The 19,683-nt window shown below is 39.8% G+C and carries 17 protein-coding genes and 1 pseudogene; 7 read left to right on the top strand and 11 right to left on the bottom strand.

From position 1 onward, the window contains the following. Nucleotides 1–62: 62 nt before the first annotated feature. The gene (locus tag VHO47_00130; GenBank protein ID HEX2977520.1) at nt 63–737 is read right to left on the bottom strand and encodes a hypothetical protein; all 675 of its coding nucleotides are present in this window, start codon (nt 735–737) and stop codon (nt 63–65) included. A 282-nt stretch (nt 738–1,019) separates the two neighbouring features. Here VHO47_00130 and thyX point away from each other — a divergent pair, with 282 nt between their 5' ends. Beyond that, the gene (gene thyX, locus VHO47_00125) at nt 1,020–1,781 is read left to right on the top strand and encodes an FAD-dependent thymidylate synthase (protein ID HEX2977519.1); all 762 of its coding nucleotides are present in this window, start codon (nt 1,020–1,022) and stop codon (nt 1,779–1,781) included. 273 nt (nt 1,782–2,054) lie between these two features. On the opposite strand, the gene VHO47_00120 is transcribed toward thyX, so the two are convergent. Beyond that, nucleotides 2,055–2,684, bottom strand: a complete 630-nt coding sequence (locus VHO47_00120) for a hypothetical protein (GenBank protein ID HEX2977518.1) — start codon at nt 2,682–2,684, stop codon at nt 2,055–2,057. Between the two features lie 103 nt (nt 2,685–2,787). Beyond that, nucleotides 2,788–3,594: a hypothetical protein gene (locus VHO47_00115; GenBank protein HEX2977517.1), complete on the bottom strand. Its 807-nt coding sequence runs from the start codon at nt 3,592–3,594 to the stop codon at nt 2,788–2,790. Between the two features lie 287 nt (nt 3,595–3,881). On the opposite strand from VHO47_00115, the gene rpmA reads away from it, so the two are divergent. The 3 genes and pseudogenes from rpmA (at nt 3,882) to rho (ending at nt 6,636) form a co-directional block, all read left to right on the top strand. Further along, complete coding sequence (gene rpmA, locus VHO47_00110; GenBank protein HEX2977516.1) at nt 3,882–4,142, top strand: 50S ribosomal protein L27; 261 nt, start codon at nt 3,882–3,884, stop codon at nt 4,140–4,142. Nucleotides 4,143–4,247: 105 nt separating this feature from the next. After that, nucleotides 4,248–5,132 carry a protein translocase subunit SecF gene (gene secF / locus VHO47_00105; protein ID HEX2977515.1) on the top strand — a complete coding sequence of 295 codons (885 nt, stop codon included), beginning with the start codon at nt 4,248–4,250 and terminating at the stop codon, nt 5,130–5,132. Between the two features lie 250 nt (nt 5,133–5,382). Then, a pseudogene (gene rho, locus VHO47_00100) lies at nt 5,383–6,636 on the top strand (transcription termination factor Rho). A 119-nt stretch (nt 6,637–6,755) separates the two neighbouring features. Here rho and VHO47_00095 read toward each other — a convergent pair. The 4 genes from VHO47_00095 to VHO47_00080 form a co-directional block, all read right to left on the bottom strand. After that, entirely contained in the window at nt 6,756–7,295 is a 540-nt protein-coding gene (locus VHO47_00095) for a hypothetical protein (protein ID HEX2977514.1), read from the bottom strand. Nucleotides 7,296–7,498: 203 nt separating this feature from the next. After that, nucleotides 7,499–8,047: a hypothetical protein gene (locus VHO47_00090; protein ID HEX2977513.1), complete on the bottom strand. Its 549-nt coding sequence runs from the start codon at nt 8,045–8,047 to the stop codon at nt 7,499–7,501. Nucleotides 8,048–8,064: 17 nt separating this feature from the next. Continuing rightward, complete coding sequence (locus VHO47_00085; GenBank protein ID HEX2977512.1) at nt 8,065–8,586, bottom strand: hypothetical protein; 522 nt, start codon at nt 8,584–8,586, stop codon at nt 8,065–8,067. A 15-nt stretch (nt 8,587–8,601) separates the two neighbouring features. Next, nucleotides 8,602–9,504, bottom strand: coding sequence for a deoxyribonuclease IV (locus tag VHO47_00080; protein HEX2977511.1), 903 nt, complete (start codon nt 9,502–9,504; stop codon nt 8,602–8,604). A gap of 317 nt (nt 9,505–9,821) precedes the next feature. Between VHO47_00080 and VHO47_00075 the strand changes: the two genes are divergently transcribed. Together VHO47_00075 and aspS are read left to right on the top strand one after the other, a co-directional pair. After that, entirely contained in the window at nt 9,822–12,032 is a 2,211-nt protein-coding gene (locus VHO47_00075; GenBank protein HEX2977510.1) for a hypothetical protein, read from the top strand. A gap of 72 nt (nt 12,033–12,104) precedes the next feature. Next, nucleotides 12,105–13,880: an aspartate--tRNA ligase gene (gene aspS / locus VHO47_00070; protein HEX2977509.1), complete on the top strand. Its 1,776-nt coding sequence runs from the start codon at nt 12,105–12,107 to the stop codon at nt 13,878–13,880. On the opposite strand, the gene VHO47_00065 is transcribed toward aspS, so the two are convergent. The 3 genes from VHO47_00065 to VHO47_00055 form a co-directional block, all read right to left on the bottom strand. Further along, nucleotides 13,877–14,728, bottom strand: a complete 852-nt coding sequence (locus VHO47_00065; GenBank protein HEX2977508.1) for a hypothetical protein — start codon at nt 14,726–14,728, stop codon at nt 13,877–13,879. The two genes, aspS and VHO47_00065, sit on opposite strands and share 4 nt — an antisense overlap. 102 nt (nt 14,729–14,830) lie before the next feature. Next, complete coding sequence (locus tag VHO47_00060; protein HEX2977507.1) at nt 14,831–15,268, bottom strand: hypothetical protein; 438 nt, start codon at nt 15,266–15,268, stop codon at nt 14,831–14,833. Between the two features lie 105 nt (nt 15,269–15,373). Next, nucleotides 15,374–15,853 carry a DNA starvation/stationary phase protection protein gene (locus VHO47_00055; GenBank protein HEX2977506.1) on the bottom strand — a complete coding sequence of 160 codons (480 nt, stop codon included), beginning with the start codon at nt 15,851–15,853 and terminating at the stop codon, nt 15,374–15,376. A 177-nt stretch (nt 15,854–16,030) separates the two neighbouring features. Between VHO47_00055 and eno the strand changes: the two genes are divergently transcribed. After that, nucleotides 16,031–17,278 carry a phosphopyruvate hydratase gene (gene eno, locus VHO47_00050; protein HEX2977505.1) on the top strand — a complete coding sequence of 416 codons (1,248 nt, stop codon included), beginning with the start codon at nt 16,031–16,033 and terminating at the stop codon, nt 17,276–17,278. On the opposite strand, the gene VHO47_00045 is transcribed toward eno, so the two are convergent. Beyond that, the gene (locus tag VHO47_00045; protein ID HEX2977504.1) at nt 17,251–19,677 is read right to left on the bottom strand and encodes a hypothetical protein; all 2,427 of its coding nucleotides are present in this window, start codon (nt 19,675–19,677) and stop codon (nt 17,251–17,253) included. The two genes, eno and VHO47_00045, sit on opposite strands and share 28 nt — an antisense overlap. Nucleotides 19,678–19,683: the final 6 nt, after the last annotated feature.

The raw sequence follows: 19,683 nt of genomic DNA, 5'->3' as shown, positions 1-19,683 counted from the left end.
AATGCTGGACAATTTTTTTATCTAAGTATGCAAAAAGTATTTGCGTGAGGGCATAGTTTATATTATTTTTTGTTTGATTTTAATCTCTTATCAGCTTCGATTTCTATTTTCGTAGTCCAGTCTGGCAAAATCTTAATTTCTTTGTTGCCAGAAACATCTAAATATTTTAAGCCTGTGCAAAACTCAAGCTCGGCTGGTACCTCTGCAAAATTATTATTGCTCAAACTTATACGCTTGGCGCATTGAGCTAATTCTTTAAAGCCTTTCGGCAAAGCTTTAAGATTATTGTTTGATAGATCGATAAAATGAACGCTAAAATCATCGCCAAGAATTTTCTTATTTGGCTTCTTACCAGTACTCAGTCGAAATGCAAGAACCGCTTTTTTTAGAAATTCCTTAACATTATCAATTCCGCGATTTGAAAGATCAAGCGTGGTGTACATGCGCGTTAGCTCAAAATCACCCACGCGCCGTAAATCTGGATGCGTAATTAATTGGTAAAACATGTAGTCCTTACAAAGTTTCTTAAACTTATCGCTCGGACGTTTCACCTTTTTTTCTTTCGGGGTGCACAGCACCTTGACAAAAAGATCATTGCTGCTTTCTGTAAGCTCAAATTTGGCATTGTACGATGAGCGCTTTTCATGAGCAGTTTTTTCATGGAAAGAACCACGATAGTCCATCCCATTAATATTTACTAAATACGCGAGAAGAAAAAGAATAAATAATTTTTTCATAAATACCTCTCTTTTAAATTAGTATTGAGTTTACTCAAAACGAAGAATCAATTTAAAGAGACGATTTATCAAAGACCCGTAGAACTTTTACTCAGCAGCTTTACATCAGAAATCGCGATACAAACGAGCGCAGCGCTATCGAAATTTGCAACCCCATTGCGAATCGGAAAAAAAAACGTGAGTCTTTTAACGCGGCTCATATTCTGCTCCAGAAACCATTTTAATTTTTATAAATCTCCGTAGAATGAAATGCATATAAATTTTATGCCGGAAAGATAAACTATGGATTTAAATACTGCACAGCAACACGCTCAATTAAACGAAACAAAAACCATCGATCCGCTGGGCGATGGAATAAGCTCTCTTGAACTGGTGCGCGTTTCGGGGTCCGATCTTGATATCGTAAACGCTGCGCGTGTTTCGTACGGAAAATTTTCGACAGAGATTTCAGAACGGGATAAAAAATTAATCCATTTTTTGATGGAACATCGGCATACGAGTCCTTTTGAGCACAACCAACTTTCATTTCGCGTGAAAGCGCCGATATTTATTGCACGTCAATGGTTTCGGCATCGTATGAATTCATACAATGAAATCAGTTACCGATTCGTGAAATCTGCATTAGAATTTTATATTCCCCAAACATGGCGACAGCAAGACACAGTGAACAAGCAAAGTTCACTTGGCAATTTTCATAACGAAGAACTGCTAGCAACCTATAAAAAATCGCTGGATCAGGCGGTGCACGCCTACGAAGCACTGCTTGCAGCAGGCGTAGCGCGCGAACAAGCGCGCGCACTTCTTCCGGTTTGCACCTACACCGAATTTATCTTCACGTGCAATTTGCATTCGCTTATGCATTTTATGAAATTGCGTATGCACGCGGGCGCACAATGGGAAATTAGAAGATTTGCGCAAGGTTTACTATATTTGGCGGAACCGCATTTTAAAGAATCGCTTGCCCACTGGAAAAAAATTGAAATGGCGGGAATTCCACAAGAAGCTTGGGATATTAATTTTGTGAATAACTTGAGTGGACAATAAAAAAAGGTTCTCCGCAGACCAAGCCCTTTTGTCCCGAAACTGTTGGCTTAAATTACCGAAATTGATGCTCAAAAAAGCACCTACTTCGATAGGCGATATAAATTTTAACTTCTTAGAGCGCTCAAAGGAAATTTATTAAATATTTTTTGCGATTGCTTACAGCTTTATCGATGAGTCAATAATAAGAAAAGGGCTCTTTGGCCCTTTTCTTATTATTGCTTTTTTAATTGTTTCTTGAAATAAACTCAATAAAAACAATAGAACGAGCAAATTTTATTTATGCTCAACGCGATATCTAATCGTCGTCTGATTAATATTCTCGCCGAACCATTCTATTTTGGGATTTTCTGAACCGACAATCTTAGTGGCGCTAGGCAAAATAATTGTTTTTAATGATTGCAATTTTTCGAATGTTGACGAATTAACTGCTGCTATCGGATTAGAGCTTGCCAGTACCTCTTCAACATGAGGAAATAGGGATGGAATAAAATCTAAACCCTTAAATTGATTATCTGTAAGATCAACACGCTTAACGGTTTTTCCTAAAAAAGAGAATGAGCTTGGGACCTTTTCTATGTTATTAGTCGAAAGCTGAAGCGTATGAATCGGAAACTTTTGCAAATCACTATCTGTCGGAGAGATAGTAGTATTTAGTGCTGCCAGCAAATCTGCCTGATTTACATACTCTTCTAAATTATCGATTTTCCTGCCGCCAAGATTGAGCGTCGACATATGGTCTGCATCAACTTTTCCAGTTTTTCCCAATTGGTGCGCAGCATAAAAAACAACAAGACGTGTGCATTTTTTTTCGAGATCCCCCATGCGCGAGTCTGATTCCATTGCTAGCACTGAAATTGGAAAACTCAATAGACTCAACATGGAAAGTTTTAAAATGAAATTCATAGAATATCCCTCGTTAGTGAAATAGTATAAATAATGCCCTGTAATTTTATAGTTTTTGACTAAAGCTGACAAGAATCCTGTTAAATAAAGAACACGTTTACTCTTATATTTGTTTTTTAGCTATTTTATTAAGTAGTGGCGAGCAAAAAGTTTTTTCTGACGAATAGCGCAATTCTTTAAGATTTTTTAATGCGGCAACATCCTCTGGTTGAATTTCAGCAATCGGATTTCCTGAAACATCGAGTTTTTGGAGGTTTATTAATGTCGAAACCTCTTTAGGGATTGCTTTAAATCGATTGCACTCGAGAGAAAGTTCACAAACATAGGGCGCAAGCTGACAAATTCCATTCGGCAATGACTCCAACGAATTATGTCCTAAGAAAATCTTTTTGGGGCTAAATAAGTCGAAATCAACCTTGCCCAGCTTAGTATTGTGGCCGAGAGCTTTATGAATTCGTTTACTCGTTTCCATATACTGCATGATGCCACCATCGACGATTTCGCGGCCCTCAAGTTCCAAAGCGTTCCATTTTGAAGTAGGTGCAACAGGATCTGAATTTAGTTTAATATAGCGTACGCATGCCCTGAGAAACCGAATATCCTTTTTTTCTTTCTGCTTATTTTCAATTGATGACCCATTTTTAACGATGTTTAAATTGATGCTGCCTCTCATAACCGACAGCTGATTTTGCTCATTATCTTCTGGATCAGAGACCGGAATATTAGCATAAAAGCTAATAGATTTCTCACCCGTTAGCCACCCTTCAGAAAAATCTCTATTCGCCTCTGCACCATTGGGCAACAGAGATTTTTTCACTGGTGGAATTTTATCAAAACGATTTGGGGTTTTATGCTCCAAAGCTTGAAGAACACCCGATCCCAAAAGTAACGCTAATATGACTATTTTCATGGTAGCCCCTAATTTTTTTTGTTTTTTAATGTATTCAACTACATTTTACCGCCAGATATTCGTTACAAGAAGCCCGCAATAGGAAATAAATATAATAATTTTCCCTAAACAATGCCCTAAATTGCCTTTTTGGGAAGATAATGCACATTTGTATTCTTCGGAAAAACGACCCCATTTTTTGACCGTTATTGACATTTAGAACGAATTTAGGCATTTTGATAACAGATTTCATCTCTAACGAATTCCGTTAGCTATAAAAAAAGCATTTTATCTTCTAAGGAATAACGATGGCAACTAGTAAATCGGGTGGTTCAACATCCAACGGCCGCGATAGTATGAGCAAACGTTTGGGCATCAAGCTTTTTGATGGCCAAGAGGTTTCTGGCGGCGAAATTATCGTTCGTCAGCGCGGTACCGTGGTACACCCAGGGCGCTCTGTTGGTTTGGGCGGCGATGATACTCTTTTTGCACTTGCTGCAGGAGAAGTAAAATTCCATTACGGCCGCAAGGGACGAAAATTCGTTTCTGTTTTACCTCGTCAGCAATAATTTCCAATTACCGTGGATTTGATTTCTCTAAAAAACCTTGCTATAAAAAGCAGGTAGGTTCTTGTCGTTACCACGTATGAAAAGATTCTTTTGATCGGAGAGTGCATGATTGATTTTCTAAAATACCGTTTTCTTTATGCTTTACTTTCAGCGGCTATCATATTTAGCTTTGTTGGGATTGCTGTATATAAAAAAATGACCACTGGTCAGATTTTTAATTATAGTGTCGAATTCACCGGCGGCACACAGTTGCTTCTTGGATTTGAAAAACCGATGAAAAGCAGCCAAGTGGTTGAAATTTTAGAGCATCAGGGATGGTCGGGAATCACCACGCGCGAATTTTCTGATAAAGAAATTCTCATCCGTACCAAAGATGTACCTGAAGATATAGCGATACTTGGAGAAAAGGTACGCCAAACAATTCAAGAAAATCTGAACGATAATACGGTAAAAGTTCTGCAAATTGACAGCATCGGTGAAGGAATTGGCAAGGCATTAAGCTGGAATTCGATGAAAGCGGTCATTTTTGGCCTTATTTTGATGCTTATTTACATTGCTTGGCGCTTTTGGTCGGTTGCTTATGGCGCTGGCGCAGTTGTTTCATTATTCCATGATGCGATCGTGATCTTACTTTTCTTCTTGATCACAGGCAAAGAAATTTCCATGAACGTTATCGGTGCCATTATGGCGGTTTTGGGCTATTCAATTAACGATACCATCGTTATTTTTGCCCGAATTAGAGATAATATTAAACATATGCGAACGAGCTCGATTGAGCATATTGTAAATGTGAGTATAAACCAAACCCTACGCCGTACTATTTTGACAACGGGCGCAACAACCTTGGTTGTTGTTGCTCTCTTGCTTTTTGGCGGCGAAGCGCTGCGCGATTTATCGCTTGCACTCCTGATTGGTATAGTTTTTGGTGCATACTCTACAATTTACATAGCAAATCCTGTTATGCTATTAATGTATAAAGAAACAAAGTAGCTTTTCGGCAATTTTTATAGAGCACATGCGTAAAGCTTGCAGCGTACCACGTGCGTTGCATGGGACTTGATAATACGTAATTTACTAAAGAAAATCTGACATATTCCAATAGTGTTTGTCTGCTCACTTGGTGTTGAGCAACACATTGGCTTATTTCTCATTAATTCAAGAATCTTTCACGTTCAATGGCTGATTCTTATTTTCCATAGGGACATTCATTCATCACCTCTCATTAAGGAGATCCTCTCTCATGACACCAGAAGAATTAAGACAGTTAAATCTTATGGACCTTCATCAACAAGCTCGCCGCCTTGGCGTCGTTGGTGCAAGCCTTATGCTCAAAGAAGAGCTCATAAGAAATATTATCGAGATGCAAGCAAATCCTGATAAAGAGATCGTGGTAGGGGGAGTATTAGAAAAATTACCCGATGGATTTGGATTCCTGAGATCAGCAAAATTTGATTACGTTTCAGGACCGGATGATATTTATGTATCACCATCACAAATCAGGCGTTTTAATTTGCGCACTGGCGATATGGTTACCGGGGTAATTCGCAAACCAAAAGATGGCGAAAAGTATTTCGCACTTTTAAAAATCAACCAAGTAAATAATATGGATCCTGCGGTGCTTGCAGATCGGCAAATTTTCGATCGTTTGACGCCTCTTCATCCTGATAAAAAATTTAATCTTGAATCTGATCCAGCGTTTATTTCAACGCGATTGATGGATATCTTTTCCCCTATTGGTAAAGGGCAGCGCGGATTAATCGTCGCTCCTCCAAAAGCGGGTAAAACAATGCTCCTTAAGGAGATTGCACAAAGCATTCTTGCAAATCATCCAGAAATATTCTTGATTGTGCTCTTGATTGACGAACGCCCCGAAGAAGTTTCAGATATGCGCCGTTCAATTAAAAATAAAAATGCTGAAGTGATCAGTTCAACATTTGATGAACCAGCAGAGCGACACGTTCAAGTGGCAGAAATCGTTCTTGAAAAAGCAAAACGCATGGTTGAAAGCGGCAAAGATGTGGTTATTCTGCTTGATGCAATCACTCGCTTAGCACGTGCGTATAACACAACCGCCCCAGCATCAGGAAAAGTTTTAACTGGCGGTATCGATGCTAATGCATTGCAACGCCCAAAAAGATTCTTTGGTGCTGCGCGAAATACTGAAGAAGGCGGATCGCTCACCATCATTGCAACTGCGCTTGTTGAAACAGGCTCTCGCATGGATGAAGTGATTTACGAAGAATTTAAGGGTACGGGTAATATGGAAATGCATTTGAGCAGAAAAATCTCAAACCGCAGAGTTTTCCCTGCTCTTGATTTACTTGTTTCTGGTACGCGCCGTGAAGAGCTTCTTCTTTCTGAAGATGAACTCAACAAATCATGGATTATTCGCAAATTCCTTTCAACAATGAATACGGTTGAAGGTATGGAATTCTTAATTGATAAGATGAAAAAGCATAAAACAAATGCTGAGTTCTTTGAATCAATTCAGAAAAAGGGCCAAGGTTCAACATCTCCTGAGCCAAGATCAGAAGGGCGGTCAGAAAATCGCAACGACAACAACAATTTTTAGAAATTAAATAGAAAAAGGCGCTCGGATTTCGGGCGCCTTTATTATTTAATTTCATTTATTTTCTTCTCTTTAGGTTGGTGTTTTTTTTCCCGCTGTTCAAGAATATCATTACGAATTTTTTCATATTCAGTTTTATTTTTTAGTTTTAGAAATTTCCATCGGGGCTCTGGAAGCTGCATTTTTTTTATTTTTTTAATTTGACTTAAAGCTACAGCATTTATTTTATCACTACCCAATCTAGCTAGATAATCACGATAACCCTTTTCACATTTCTCACCCACTTCTTGCAACCATTCCTTACCCTTCGATTCCTCGATCAGAAATTCTTCTATTTCTCCATACGATACAGGATTCTCACACGAAGCCAAATCCTGCTCATGACGAATAATAAATAAATATCTTGATGCCAAAGTAGTTCCATAACTTCCATTTTTGCATTGTTCTATTGATAGTTTAAAGAGCGCGTCAACGTCACCCTTTGCCGCCAGTTCTTGAAGATTAGTTCGGGGCGTGTTGTTTTGCATGCCGTTTACAATATTTAAACGGCATGCAAAAACTATTATTAATAACTTTTTTTTCATTAGACGCTCCTTATAACAAACCTCTTGGCAATTAAGGGCTATTTTGTTCCATCTCTCGTTCTATTTCCTCTATAACGTCCGCTCTGATTTGGGGATGTATCTTTGAAGATTTCATCTTGGTATATGAAAATTCATACACGCTCACTTCATTATCTTTCAATGCTTTAGCGCAAAAAAACATTGAGCTAGCAAACTAGCTTTAATCAGATTGAAAAATCTTCAAATTCCATTCGTATATTTTCAAGAGCTTCATTTCTTTTTTCTTGCCACTGATTTTCAGGATAAAATTCTACCGTGGGTTGAAACTCTAACAACCATTTTGCAGCCGGCAGTTTTTTTGTGCGATTCATTGCCGCAGCCCACTCAAGCGCTCCCAATGAAATTTGGCTGATCAATTTCTCGTCAGCTTTATTAATAAACTTTGCATAAGGCTCATTATCTATTTGGGAAAATTTCTTCTCAAGCTTTCTACATAATTTTTCTTTTGAAAGATTTCTGCAACATGCCACATCTTGCAATAAGCGATAATGAAACATGTTATAATAAATAACCGCCTCAGAAAGTTTTTGTTCTTTTCTTTTTTCTAAAGCTAATTTCATTAATACGGGCACTTCGAGCACGTTTTGTATTATTGGCTTAGGCTTAATTTCTGATTTTTCTTTTGATTGCAAAAAAGTATCTGGCGATTCCATACCAACAAGCGAAAACCCCATCACGACATTCACAGTAAAGAAAAAAAGATTATATTTCATGCACATTCCTTTATGAATTAACCTAAACTCGATCTCAATTCTTTTATTATTTCAGCGCGCTTATCGTGCCATTCAGACGGTTGTATAAATAGATTTTTTTTATTTTTTTTTCTTGAACTGTATGCGAGCAACCACTTTGGCTCTGGAAGCGGCGCGCCAGATGTGCTTCTGCCCTCAGCCCATTCTAATTGTTTTATAAATAGTTTGTTATATTCTTGCTGCGGTAACTTTTTAACATATGATACAAATAGTTTTTGTTCGGGCTTGGCAAAAAAGAGCTCTATTTGCGCAAAAGCATTCTCACCGAGAGACTTATCGGTGCAGCATGCATCACCTTGTGCAACGAGGATATGATAACGCTGCAATAATTCCAAAGCTTCTTCAAGCTCTCCCTTAATACCTTTTTTCGATGCCATCCGAATAATGGCCGGAGCATGTGCCTGTTCTGCTAATTCTTCCAAATTAGAAGAATTCTCCATTGCCTTCACACCAGAAAATACAAATCCTAACATAATCAAAATTGATGCACGAAACTTCATGGTACCATTCCTATTTTAAGAATTTTGTAATTTCTTTTTGTTGGCACTGGTTAAAAGTTCTTTAAGCGTTGAAATATTGTGCGCATCATTTACTTCTTCCTTATCACCTTTTGGCGTTTCACAAATTTTTGGTACGTCAAAAAAACGTTCATCATTCATAAGCAACGCAAATGCTTCAATTCCTAATTTCCCTTTACCGATATCATCATGCCGATCCACTTTTGAGCCCAATTCTTTTTTAGAATCGTTGCAGTGAATTGCTTTTAATTTTCCTATACCGATCAACTCATCAAATTGTTTCCAAAAGAAATCGTAAGTTTTTTGGGTACGCAAATCGTAACCAGCGGCAAATGCATGGCACGTATCAATGCAAAAACCTACATGCTTTTTTTTATGTATCCCATGATAAATTGCTGCTAACTGTTCTAACGTTGTTCCAACTGCCGATCCCTGCCCTGCAGTGTTTTCAAGCAAGAGCATTGTTGGCCCATCAAACTCCTCAAAAACTTTATTAATGCTTTCCGTAATCAATTCGATACACTCTTGCTCAGAACTTCCTACAGCCGCTCCGGGATGCAGCACGAGCGCAGGAATGCCAAGTAAAGCGCACCGCTCTAATTCTTCACGAAGCGCGTGTTGCGACTTATTTCGGAGCGCTGCTTGCGCAGAACCAATATTGATTAAATAACTGGCGTGCGCAACAACCGCACCGACTGAAGAATTAGCCCATCGATCCTTAAAAGCTTGAGCATCTTTAGGATCGATATGCTTTGCAGCCCACTGCTTATTGCTTTTTGTAAATATTTGCATGCACGTGCCGCCTACCGTCTCAGAACGCTCAATAGATTTGTAAAAACCACCAGCGATGGACATATGCGCTCCTATCAGGAGTTCAGATTGTTTCTTTTTGGCTGCCATTCGCTTTTTCCTTTATGACAATAATTGACAAAATAACGCAAATTAGTAGGATAAATAGCATCCTTAAATGTCCCTGAATAGTTCATCACATTTTTGGTAAAAAATTGAGTAGTTATTGGCGCACATCTGTTTTTCCCAGAAAATAAAATTTCCGGGGCCCCCTAAACCGTCTTCGCGGGCCGCTGCATATCATTGTACCGGCAAAAAAGCTTGAATGCACGAGTAAAATGCTTGTCGCACATTGCTTGCACGTTGGCAGGATAGTTGGGGTTGTTTATAAACCCATTTTTGAGCATTTGCACGAAGGTTTGCATTGTATGAAGTTCATCATCCGCGCCCCGCTTTTTGCATTTTTCATTTTCGCACCCGCACTCTTTTTTTATTCTGCTCAGGCAGATAATACTGCGCCAGTTATCGCTGGCAAACCAGGTGATACAAAAATTTATTATGAAAAGATTGCTACACCGGAAGCAGAAAATGGCAAAGAAGAAAATTTGCCAGATGAATCTGATGCGGCAGGTGCTCCACAAGAATCATATGAAGCAAGCGCGCTTGAAAAAGAAAAACCAGTAGGTAGACAGCGCTATCAACGCGTTTTACCGCCAAAAGCACCCCTGGCTTTTGATCTTGGCAATCTAACCGGCAAGATACAAATCAAATGGAAGCCAGAAACGTTTTTTGCAAAAAATAGTAACCTTTTAAACGATAACAACACGAGCGACTGGTTGTTCCTCAATCGTTCAACGATCGATATTAACTTCGATTTTCTCTACGGCAGAAAAGTTCTTGGTTATGATTCAACCGAATTTTTTGTCACGTTGCGAAATAAAAATCTTTGGGGAGATGCAGAAAGTATTGCTTCTACCACCGATGCTGATATCAAACTCCTTGAAGTTGTTTTCGGCCCACACCGCCACTTTATCAGTCGTAACATGGTTTGGATTCGTGAAATTTGGCTTAAGTTCTGCATAAACGATGCACTTGCTTTTGGATTTAATCATAATCATTACTTTACGCTTGGCTCATTCCCGTTTGAATTAGGCCGCGGTATTGCGCTTGGTGCTGCATTTGCGGTAAGCCAACGTTTCCTTGGTTTCTTTTCCGATACAACAATCGATCAATACGCATACGGATTTAAACTTTCTGGTGATTTTTTCCCATCAAAATTGACGTACGATGTTTACGGCGCAATCCTTGAAAATAAGAGTGGAAGTTTTTCAAATACATCACTTAAAAACCGTGGGCAACAATTTGGCCATCGCCTTGATCAAGAACGCGGACCAGGAAAAATTAACTTCGTTGTAGCCGGCCGCTTGCGCTGGACGCCAGTTCGCCAACCATGCGGATTCCTACAATTCGAACCGTATATAATGTACAATCGTGCGCCTGAACAATTGGTAGAAATTCCTGCAGATTCACGCGGACAACTTGGCACGATCGGCCTTGCATCAGAATTTACGAACGGTAATTGGGAAGGCGGATTTGATTTTGCAAAAAACTTTGGCGTGCAAGATGTATTTGGCATAGATCGCAATCGCATCGATTTCGAAAATAGATTTATTCCAAATCCTGCACTGCCAACCGCTCCAAATGCAACCGTGGTTGTAGTAAACTCACGCGTCGTTACGCAAGATCCAAACGTGGTCGCAAAACCGGCTAAAGCGTTCTACGATACTTCAAGCGTTGAGGGTAAACAAGCGCAACAAATTATTAATACAAGCGCTGAAGATGCTTCGCAAAACGGCCAGCTCATTGGAACGTTGCCAAGCGGAGTTCAGCTCTTTAACGATCTTAATCGTTTTAGAAATCCGCATCGCAATATTTTTGAAGGATGGATGTTCGTTGCCGATCTTGCTTACTGGATGAAAAATCGCACCGTGCGTGTCGCCGGAACATTTGGCTATGCTACAGGTGACGAAGATCCAAATCAAAATTTGGATAATCCAAATGCTTCACTTATCGATGGAAACTTCAAAGGATTTATTGGTTTACAGGAATTGTATTCTGGTAATCGCGTACAAAGTGCGTTCTTCTTAGGCGGCGCTGGCCGAATCCCTCGACCATTAACCGTACCAAATCCTGAAGAAGGATTGGCTGAATTGCCTTCGCTCGTAAGCGGATTTACCAACTTAATGTTCTTGGGCGCCAGCGTGAACTGGTTCCCTAAAACAAAACGTACCGTTGGCGTGCGCCCAAATATTTTGACCTATTGGCAAACATTCCACACGAAGAAATTCGACGTAGCTACTGGCCAAAGCTCTCCGACAGATTTTGCAAGAAACTTCCTTGGAACTGAAATCAATACATTTATAGATGTTGAATTGATCAAAGATCTTAAAGGTTTCTTGGTTGGTTCAGTGTTCTTCCCAGGAGCGCATTACAAAGATATTAAAGGTACACCGCTGAGCAAAGATCAGTTGAAAATTCTTGATAACGTCGATGTTACTGGTATTACCGACGATAAATTGCCATTACTCGGCGTTGATACAGCGTTCACGCTCAACGTTGGTCTTGAATACAGATACTAATTAAGGGTGCGGCTTATCAGGAAGTCCTCTTTCTGATAAGCTAGCTGCCAGAGCTCGAAATTTTAGTAAGGAATGAATTTCATGCAATACTATAGCCGCACCACAGGTTGTGGATTAATAAACGAATCGCATCTGAATAAAAACGTTACCCTTTCTGGGTGGGTTTCTCGTCGCCGAGATCATGGTGGCCTCATTTTTATTGATTTGCGAGATCGCAGCGGCATAGTTCAGCTTGTTTTCAATCCAGCATTTTCTGAACAAGCACATAAAGAAGCGCATGCATTGCGCTCTGAGTTTGTTATTTCTATTACCGGTAAAGTCGTCGAACGTTCCGGAGAAACAGCAAATAAAGATTTGCCGACAGGAAAGTGGGAAATTCAAGTTAACAAGCTGGAAATTCTCAATAAAGCAAAAGCACTTCCCTTTAATCTGGATGAAAACGATCTTGATGAAGAATTGCGCTTGAAATACCGCTATCTAGATTTACGACGCGCTTCAATGCAGCGAAATCTCGCGGTGCGCAACGATGTTCTTTTTGCAATGCGTGATTTTTTGCATCAAGAAGGTTTCTACGATATGGAAACCCCCATTTTAACTAAAGATACGCCTGAAGGGGCACGCGGATTTCTCGTTCCTTCACGTATTAAAACGGGATCTTTTTACGCTCTTGCTCAATCGCCGCAACTTTATAAGCAATTGCTCATGGCAGCTGGTTTTGAACGCTATTATCAAATTGCTCGCTGTTTTCGCGATGAAGATTTGCGCGCCGATCGCCAACCCGAATTTACGCAGCTAGACTTGGAAATGTCGTTCATCGATGAGCAAAATGTCCAATCCGTTATTGAAAGAATGCTTCAATTTGTAATGAAGAAAGTCTTCAAAATTGAACTCAATCTTCCATTAAAAAGAATGGGATATGACGAAGCTTTTTCCATCTACGGGTCTGATAAACCTGATGTGCGTTATGAGCTGAAAATTAATGATATCACCAATCTTTTTGCCGATACTCAACTCAGCTTTTTGCAATCAGTTCTTGAAGCAAACGGAAAAGTAGGTTGTTTGCACCTTAAAAATGCACAGTTTTCGCGATCAGAGCTCGATGGCTGGGTAGCAAAAGCGCAACAAGTGGGCGCTAAAGGAATGCTCTGGATTAAGGTTGGCGAGCAGAACGCGCTTGAATCGCCGGTTTCAAAATTTTTACCAGCTGATTTTTTTGAGCGCCTCAAAAAACAATTTCCTCTTTTAGAAAAAGGCGATGTTCTTTTTGTTATCGCCGGCCCGTACGATGAAAGTTGGGAAACACTCGGTCGTCTTCGCTGCCAAGTGGCAAAAGAATTGGGCATGATCCCAGAAGGCGAACTTAACTTCCTTTGGATCACCAATTTTCCTATGTTTGAATTCAATAAAGAAGCAAATCAATGGGTTGCAAAACATCATCCATTTACTGCACCGCAAGCAGGATGGCAAGGAAAAACTCCGGGCGAAATCAAAGCACGCGCGTACGACATTGTGCTTAATGGCGTAGAACTTGGCGGCGGCTCAATTCGTATCCATGATCCGGAACGCCAATCGGCCGTTTTTGAAATGCTTGGTATGACCAAAGAACAAGCAGAAAACAAATTTGGCTTTCTATTGGAAGCCCAAGAGCTCGGCTTTCCTCCGCATGGCGGATTGGCAATAGGTATCGATCGCTTCATCATGCTTTTAACCAATACTCACTCAATCAGAGAAGTAATCGCGTTTCCAAAAACTGCCCGTGGCCACGATCCATTAATGGATGCGCCAACGCCAGTTGATGAAAAAAGATTGCGTGAATACGGTTTGCGGATGAAGCAATCCCAATCTTAGTCTGATTTTTCTTGTTTTTTTATTGCTGCCAATAAATTAGTATCATTTTTTCGTAACGTACCGCCCCATTTATTACTTTTGTGAGAAACGGTCTTTTTTCGTTTAGCATTTTCAGCAGCTTGAAGCAGAGGATGCATGCATGGTGCTTTTTCTTTAATTAATTCTGCACGCGGTTTTAACATTTTAACGTTTTCTGTATTGAGCCAGTTTTGTGCACGTAAATACTGCTTTTCTCTTACTCGAAAATATTTTTGCGCGGCCATAGTTATAGATTGAATATACCGACACATTTTTATTTTAGCATTTTGTTTATAAATCGCATTATCATAGGTATTTTTTTCGTAAATCTTTAATGTTTCAGCCATCAACCCGCTACCTGCATAATCGAGCCAACTCGATATACTATAATTTATTTCCCTTTTGGTTAATGGAAGTAACGCTTTTTTGTCGCCAATTTTTTGCAACCATGAATTATCGTTTCTATGATGTGAAAATTTAATTTGATAAATCATAAACGAGAGATATTGAACATTATGATTTAGATCATCTTTTTTATACAAATGCAATTTTGATAACAATGTTTGAACAAATTGGCAAACCCAGAACCAGATTGTTTGAGAACGTTTCTCCCTTAGATCATTTTTTTTATTTAACTGTAATATGGAGTGCGTGGGCCCAAATCCTGCAACTTTTGTGAATAATTTCCCATCAATCTCAATAGTTCTGCCTTTATTAGTAAGCATCATTTTTTTGATTGCCGAATCATTAAGCTCAGAATTGCCCAATACATCATTAGATTGAAGTTGTGAAAAAGAAATAAGAATCAAAAAAGTGATCCGCAACTTCATAATAACCTTCCCCGTTTTGAACTTACCACTAAGAATAAGTAATTCGGGGAAGGAATTTGGAGAAAATTAATAAAATAAGAAAGTTAGTAAATATTGGAATGATTAATCTAAACTTGTTTCGGCCTGTGTTGTTGCCTTTATAATCCCAAAAGGATTTTCGTTTCTAATAACCGTGGGAACGTGAACATTACGTGGAAGTTCAAAAATCTGTTCCTTTGCGCCAATGTCCCAATTTCCAGATTTAGTCTTTTTGTGATTAATACACAAATAAACTGCGCGAGATAATCTTGATAATTCTGGATCAAATAAAACTGCTTGACCTTTGGGACCAAAACCTCGTTTTTTGAAAAACCGTTTCTTACCTATACGAACACTGTGTCCCACGTTAGTGGTAACGAGCGCACGAATATGATCGCCCTTAATCCCTTTATAGAAAGTATTTGTATATTTTGACATTTGTTTGGTCATTGCGTTCGCATAATGACCAGAAGATAAGATAGATAAAAATAAAAGAGAAGTTCTCACTCCGGCATATTTCATAATGTCCCTTTCAAAAATAATGCACAGAACGAAAGTAAGTTTACCACAAAAGAAAAAAGCGCGCTAGAAGGCGCGCTTTTTCACATTTTATGCATGCTAGAAAAATTATTTGACCAAATGTGCACGAAGCATCCATGCCATTTTTTCATGCGATTCGATTAAGCTAATTAAAAAGTTATTGGTGCCCTGATCGCCAAGCTCCATCGCCTTATCTTGATCTTTTCGCAATTGCTGAATGATTGCTTCGTGTGTGTGCAATAAATCTTTAATCATTTCAAGATCGCTCATCTTATCAGCGTGATGTTCTTCGAGCGTTGTTGCTTTTAAGAACTGGCCCATGGTGCCGTACGATTTATGGCCCAATTTTCTGATGCGTTCAGCTACTTCGTCAACAATATCAAACATTTGCTCATATTGTTCTTTGAAAAATTCGTGAAAATCGTGAAATTGGCGCCCATCGACATTCCAGTGATAATTGAGCGTTTTGGTATAAAGTAAAAATTCGTTAGATAACAGTACTTGCAGGAACTTACATATTGCAGCACGATTTTTTTCTGGAATTCCGATATTGACGTGAATTGTCATAGAAAAAGTCCTTCTCTTTTTTAAGTATAAGGATAGCAAACTAGATTTAGCCGATCAAGTTATCTATTTTCTTGATAATATGCCTGAAATTAGTACCTTTTTTTCTTTTGAAGCGCATTCACTAGCAGCAATAGTTGCCAATGCGGTATGCTCAAGATCAAAAAAGGATGGTGAAACATGAAAATCATTAAATTAAAAGGGCGAGAAATTTTCGATTCTCGCGGCGTTCCCACAATCGAATGCCAACTTTTTTTAGAGGACGGCTCTTCATTTTATTCTTCAGTACCTGAGGGCCTCTCCCGGAGCAGGTACGAAGCGTTTGAAATGCGCGATGGCGGCGAACGCCTCGATGGAAATGGCGTTCGAAAAGCGATCGAAATTTTAGAAAATAAAATATCTGATGCCGTTATTGGGCTCGAGCCGAATGTAATTGAACTTGATCAATTAATGATAGGCCTTGATGGCACAGAAAACAAAAGTAAACTCGGCGCAAATGCGATGCTTGCAGCAAGTATTTCTATACTGCGTGCGCAAGCATTTTTATGCCAACAAGAACCGTACGAACTTATTGCAAATCTTTGTGGCGCAGAAACAGTAACGCTCCCCTTTCCTTTATTTAATATGATCAGCGGCGGCGCACACGCAGATAATAAATTACGCATTCAAGAATTTTTAATTTTACCTGTTGGAACACAATCGTTTCGTGAAGCGATCGAACATGCAATCTCGTTTCATAATGTACTTAAAGAGATTATTATTGCCGAAGGCGAAGTGCCATCAACAAGTGATGAAGGCGCATTCACGCCGCTCGTTGCAAACGATTATGAAGCGCTCGATTTAATTGTGCAAGCAATAGAAGAATTTGAGGGGGAACATCTTTTCAAAATTGCTCTTGATTGCGCCGCATCACAATTTTTCAATCCAAAAAATCATACGTATACGATTGGTAGAAAGAAATATACAAGCAATGATTTAATTGAATGGTATGCGGGTATGGTTGAAGAATATCCGATTTATTCTCTTGAAGATCCTCTTGATCAAGACGATTGGTCTGGCTGGGCAACGCTCGTGGAAGTGCTTGGTGAACAAACACAAATCGCTGGCGATGATCTGTTTGCGACCGACCCGGCGCGCATTTGGCATGGTATTGAAAATCATGCAGCAACCGCGGCAATTATTAAACCAAATCAAATTGGAACAGTGACCGAAACGCTTCAAGCGATTCAGCTCTGCCAAGAATATGGATTCAATGTAATTGTTTCGCATCGCTCCGGAGAAACCAACGATACCTTCATTGCAGATTTAGCCGTTGGCACAAGCGCAGGCCAAATTAAAGCTGGTGGATGCGTACGCGGTGAGCGTTTAGCAAAATACAATCGCTTGTTAAGCATTGAAGATCAACTTGCTCTTTCCATGCTTGAATGAGAAAGTGGATTTTTTTCATTGCTTACTAATTTTTTAAGCTTGCTACTTTCTTGCTCAAAAGCAACGTCATCTTCATCGCCTCCCGCAGTTCCGGTTGCCTCTGTAAAGATCGGTTCTTGAGTTGGTGCTAATGGATTGAGGCCATCAAGTTTACGCAATGAATGGTATTTGTAACCTTCAATCGTGCGCCCACCAAGTCCACGGTCTGGCTGGAAGAACCAGCGTGTTATTGGATCGCGTAGATTTTCAAAACACAAACCTTCATTGATCTCATTTTTTGTGAATTCCAATTTCTGCGTGGTAAATTCGTTAATCCCACCCTTCAAGCGCGGCTCAATGATGACGGGAGAAATAAAAATGACAAGATTGTTTCGCTGCGTCGTTTTTTCTTCATTTTTGAAAAACCAACCAACTACAGGAATACTGCCAAGGAGGGGAACTTGATTCGTAGAAATATTGGTTTGATTCTTTATGAGCCCACCAATTGCTAAAACTTCGCCGCTTCCAACGTTTGCACATGATTGAACAACGCGCGTAATACGATTATTGCTGGAATTTGAGACGAACTCGTTCAAGTTCACTGTAATTTGCAAGTTAACGTTTCCGGTCAAGCTAATGTGCGGCAAAATATCGACCGTTAAACCCGCTGTTACGGTCTCAAAGCGAAGCGCAACGGCAGTATTTGCAGTGTCCGCGTCACCAACCAAAAGTCGTTCTTGTTGAATCGTCACGGTCGCTTGCTGGTGATTCATGGTCACCAAGAAAGGCTGTGCAAGAATAGTGGTATTTGCATATTGATTAAGAAGCTGGAAAACAGCCCAAACGCCGCCAGATTTTTTATCATTTAACGATATTATAAATGAGCCGGGCGATGCATTCGACGCTATGTTGCCATTTACACCGGTTGTCGGATCGGTTATGAGTTGCAACAAATTGGCCATGAGTGCATTTCCAGGAAGCACCTGCAATCCACTAACCGGATCTTGCACTGTCGGCAATAAAACGGGCGATGCTAGCTGGGCACTTTGGAAATTTAGTTTGCGCGAGGTGCTATTTTGAAAGCCGGCCTTATCGCGAATCTGTGCCCCTAAAATTTTGTCGTTCAAAAGCGTTAAATCAACCAAAAGAACTTCTAGGGCAACTTGCGGCTGCGGCTTATCTAAATCTTCTATAAGCTTTTTAATACGCACCCAATCTTTTTTTCGCGCTGCAATAATCAAGCGATTCCCGCCCAATTGCGTACCTTCAGTTGTTGGTGACGATGCACCTGCAGGAGTTCCGCCAGGCTGAGTTGGCTGCACCTGTTCAGTTTTACGTGTAATTTCTGCTTGGATGATAACATCTTTAAAGTATTGGCGTGGCCCAGTTACTTTCCCAGTTGTTTGCGATCCGCCCGATTGGGAAGGAGTAACTAATTGTTGCAGAACTGGCGCGAAGTTTGTTGCGTTCAGATATTGCAAATCATAAAGATGCAAGATCGATTCACCAGATTCAAGCGGACGGTCGATATATTTAATAATAAAATCTTTTACGAGGCCGATCGCAGCAGGAGTGCCCATCATAACGAGCGAATTAGTACGCTCAAGTGCCAATACTTTGGTATTTCTTGGAAAATAGGAAGCCTGCGGAGCCTGCTGTTGCCCATTTTGCTGTTGAGGTACAAATAATTGTTTGTTAAATAAATCGTCGAGCACCTGTGCGCTCACATAATACAGAGGCAAAATTTCTATCGTATCGCGCAATCCACCCTGATCCAATTCTTGAATAATTTTCATTACCCCTTTTATGTTCACCGATTTATCGGTAAGCAAAATTGAGTTCGTTTTTGCATCAAGACGAATATCTGCATTGAGCGAAAGCATATCTTGCAATACTTTCGTCATATCTGCACCGGTCACTTTTACGCTTAAATTACTTAAGTAAAAAAGAGCGCGAATTATTTCTTCAGAATTGGGAAGCTCGTCCAGCGGCCGATCCACATAGAGAGTAAATGGTTCGCGAATAATATTTGCGTTGTCTGTCACGCGAACGATTTCTAAAAAATCACCGTCAGGATGAATCGTATATCCTGCAAGATCAAGTAGAGTGATAACTTGCTGCCATGCTTGATCAACCGTTATTTTATCCGGCAGACGATAGGTTACTTTTGTTGTTATTGCAAGCGCGCCCTGTGGAAAAATAATATTTAATTCTTTAAGCGCAGCAAGCTCATTTATAATATCAACAAGCGGTTTTCCATTATAATCGAATACAATTTTTTTCTTAGCTTTATGAGAACGCTTTGATCGGCTCTCTTGCGCTGGTGGTTCATCACCAATCAATAATGAATATGTTGGCGTTGCAAGTAAACAGACACCAATAACGAGTGTGCGTAATCTATCGTATTTTAATTGTGACATTGCTTT

The organism is Candidatus Babeliales bacterium (assembly GCA_036260945.1).
Taxonomy (GTDB): domain Bacteria; phylum Babelota; class Babeliae; order Babelales; family JACPOV01; genus JACPOV01.
This window is presented reverse-complemented; position numbering and strand designations above follow the sequence as displayed.

Bases quoted from the DNA above. Each gene is read 5' to 3' on its own strand.
- rpmA (HEX2977516.1), top strand. From the start codon at position 3,882: ATGGCAACTAGTAAATCGGGTGGTTCAACATCCAACGGCCGCGATAGT.
- VHO47_00060 (HEX2977507.1), bottom strand. From the start codon at position 15,268: ATGAAATATGCCGGAGTGAGAACTTCTCTTTTATTTTTATCTATCTTA.
- eno (HEX2977505.1), top strand. From the start codon at position 16,031: ATGAAAATCATTAAATTAAAAGGGCGAGAAATTTTCGATTCTCGCGGC.
- VHO47_00045 (HEX2977504.1), bottom strand. From the start codon at position 19,677: ATGTCACAATTAAAATACGATAGATTACGCACACTCGTTATTGGTGTC.
- VHO47_00065 (HEX2977508.1), bottom strand. From the start codon at position 14,728: ATGAAGTTGCGGATCACTTTTTTGATTCTTATTTCTTTTTCACAACTT.
- VHO47_00085 (HEX2977512.1), bottom strand. From the start codon at position 8,586: ATGAAGTTTCGTGCATCAATTTTGATTATGTTAGGATTTGTATTTTCT.
- VHO47_00130 (HEX2977520.1), bottom strand. From the start codon at position 737: ATGAAAAAATTATTTATTCTTTTTCTTCTCGCGTATTTAGTAAATATT.
- VHO47_00095 (HEX2977514.1), bottom strand. From the start codon at position 7,295: ATGAAAAAAAAGTTATTAATAATAGTTTTTGCATGCCGTTTAAATATT.
- VHO47_00055 (HEX2977506.1), bottom strand. From the start codon at position 15,853: ATGACAATTCACGTCAATATCGGAATTCCAGAAAAAAATCGTGCTGCA.
- VHO47_00115 (HEX2977517.1), bottom strand. From the start codon at position 3,594: ATGAAAATAGTCATATTAGCGTTACTTTTGGGATCGGGTGTTCTTCAA.
- VHO47_00120 (HEX2977518.1), bottom strand. From the start codon at position 2,684: ATGAATTTCATTTTAAAACTTTCCATGTTGAGTCTATTGAGTTTTCCA.
- VHO47_00080 (HEX2977511.1), bottom strand. From the start codon at position 9,504: ATGGCAGCCAAAAAGAAACAATCTGAACTCCTGATAGGAGCGCATATG.
- VHO47_00075 (HEX2977510.1), top strand. From the start codon at position 9,822: ATGAAGTTCATCATCCGCGCCCCGCTTTTTGCATTTTTCATTTTCGCA.
- secF (HEX2977515.1), top strand. From the start codon at position 4,248: ATGATTGATTTTCTAAAATACCGTTTTCTTTATGCTTTACTTTCAGCG.
- VHO47_00090 (HEX2977513.1), bottom strand. From the start codon at position 8,047: ATGAAATATAATCTTTTTTTCTTTACTGTGAATGTCGTGATGGGGTTT.
- thyX (HEX2977519.1), top strand. From the start codon at position 1,020: ATGGATTTAAATACTGCACAGCAACACGCTCAATTAAACGAAACAAAA.
- aspS (HEX2977509.1), top strand. From the start codon at position 12,105: ATGAATTTCATGCAATACTATAGCCGCACCACAGGTTGTGGATTAATA.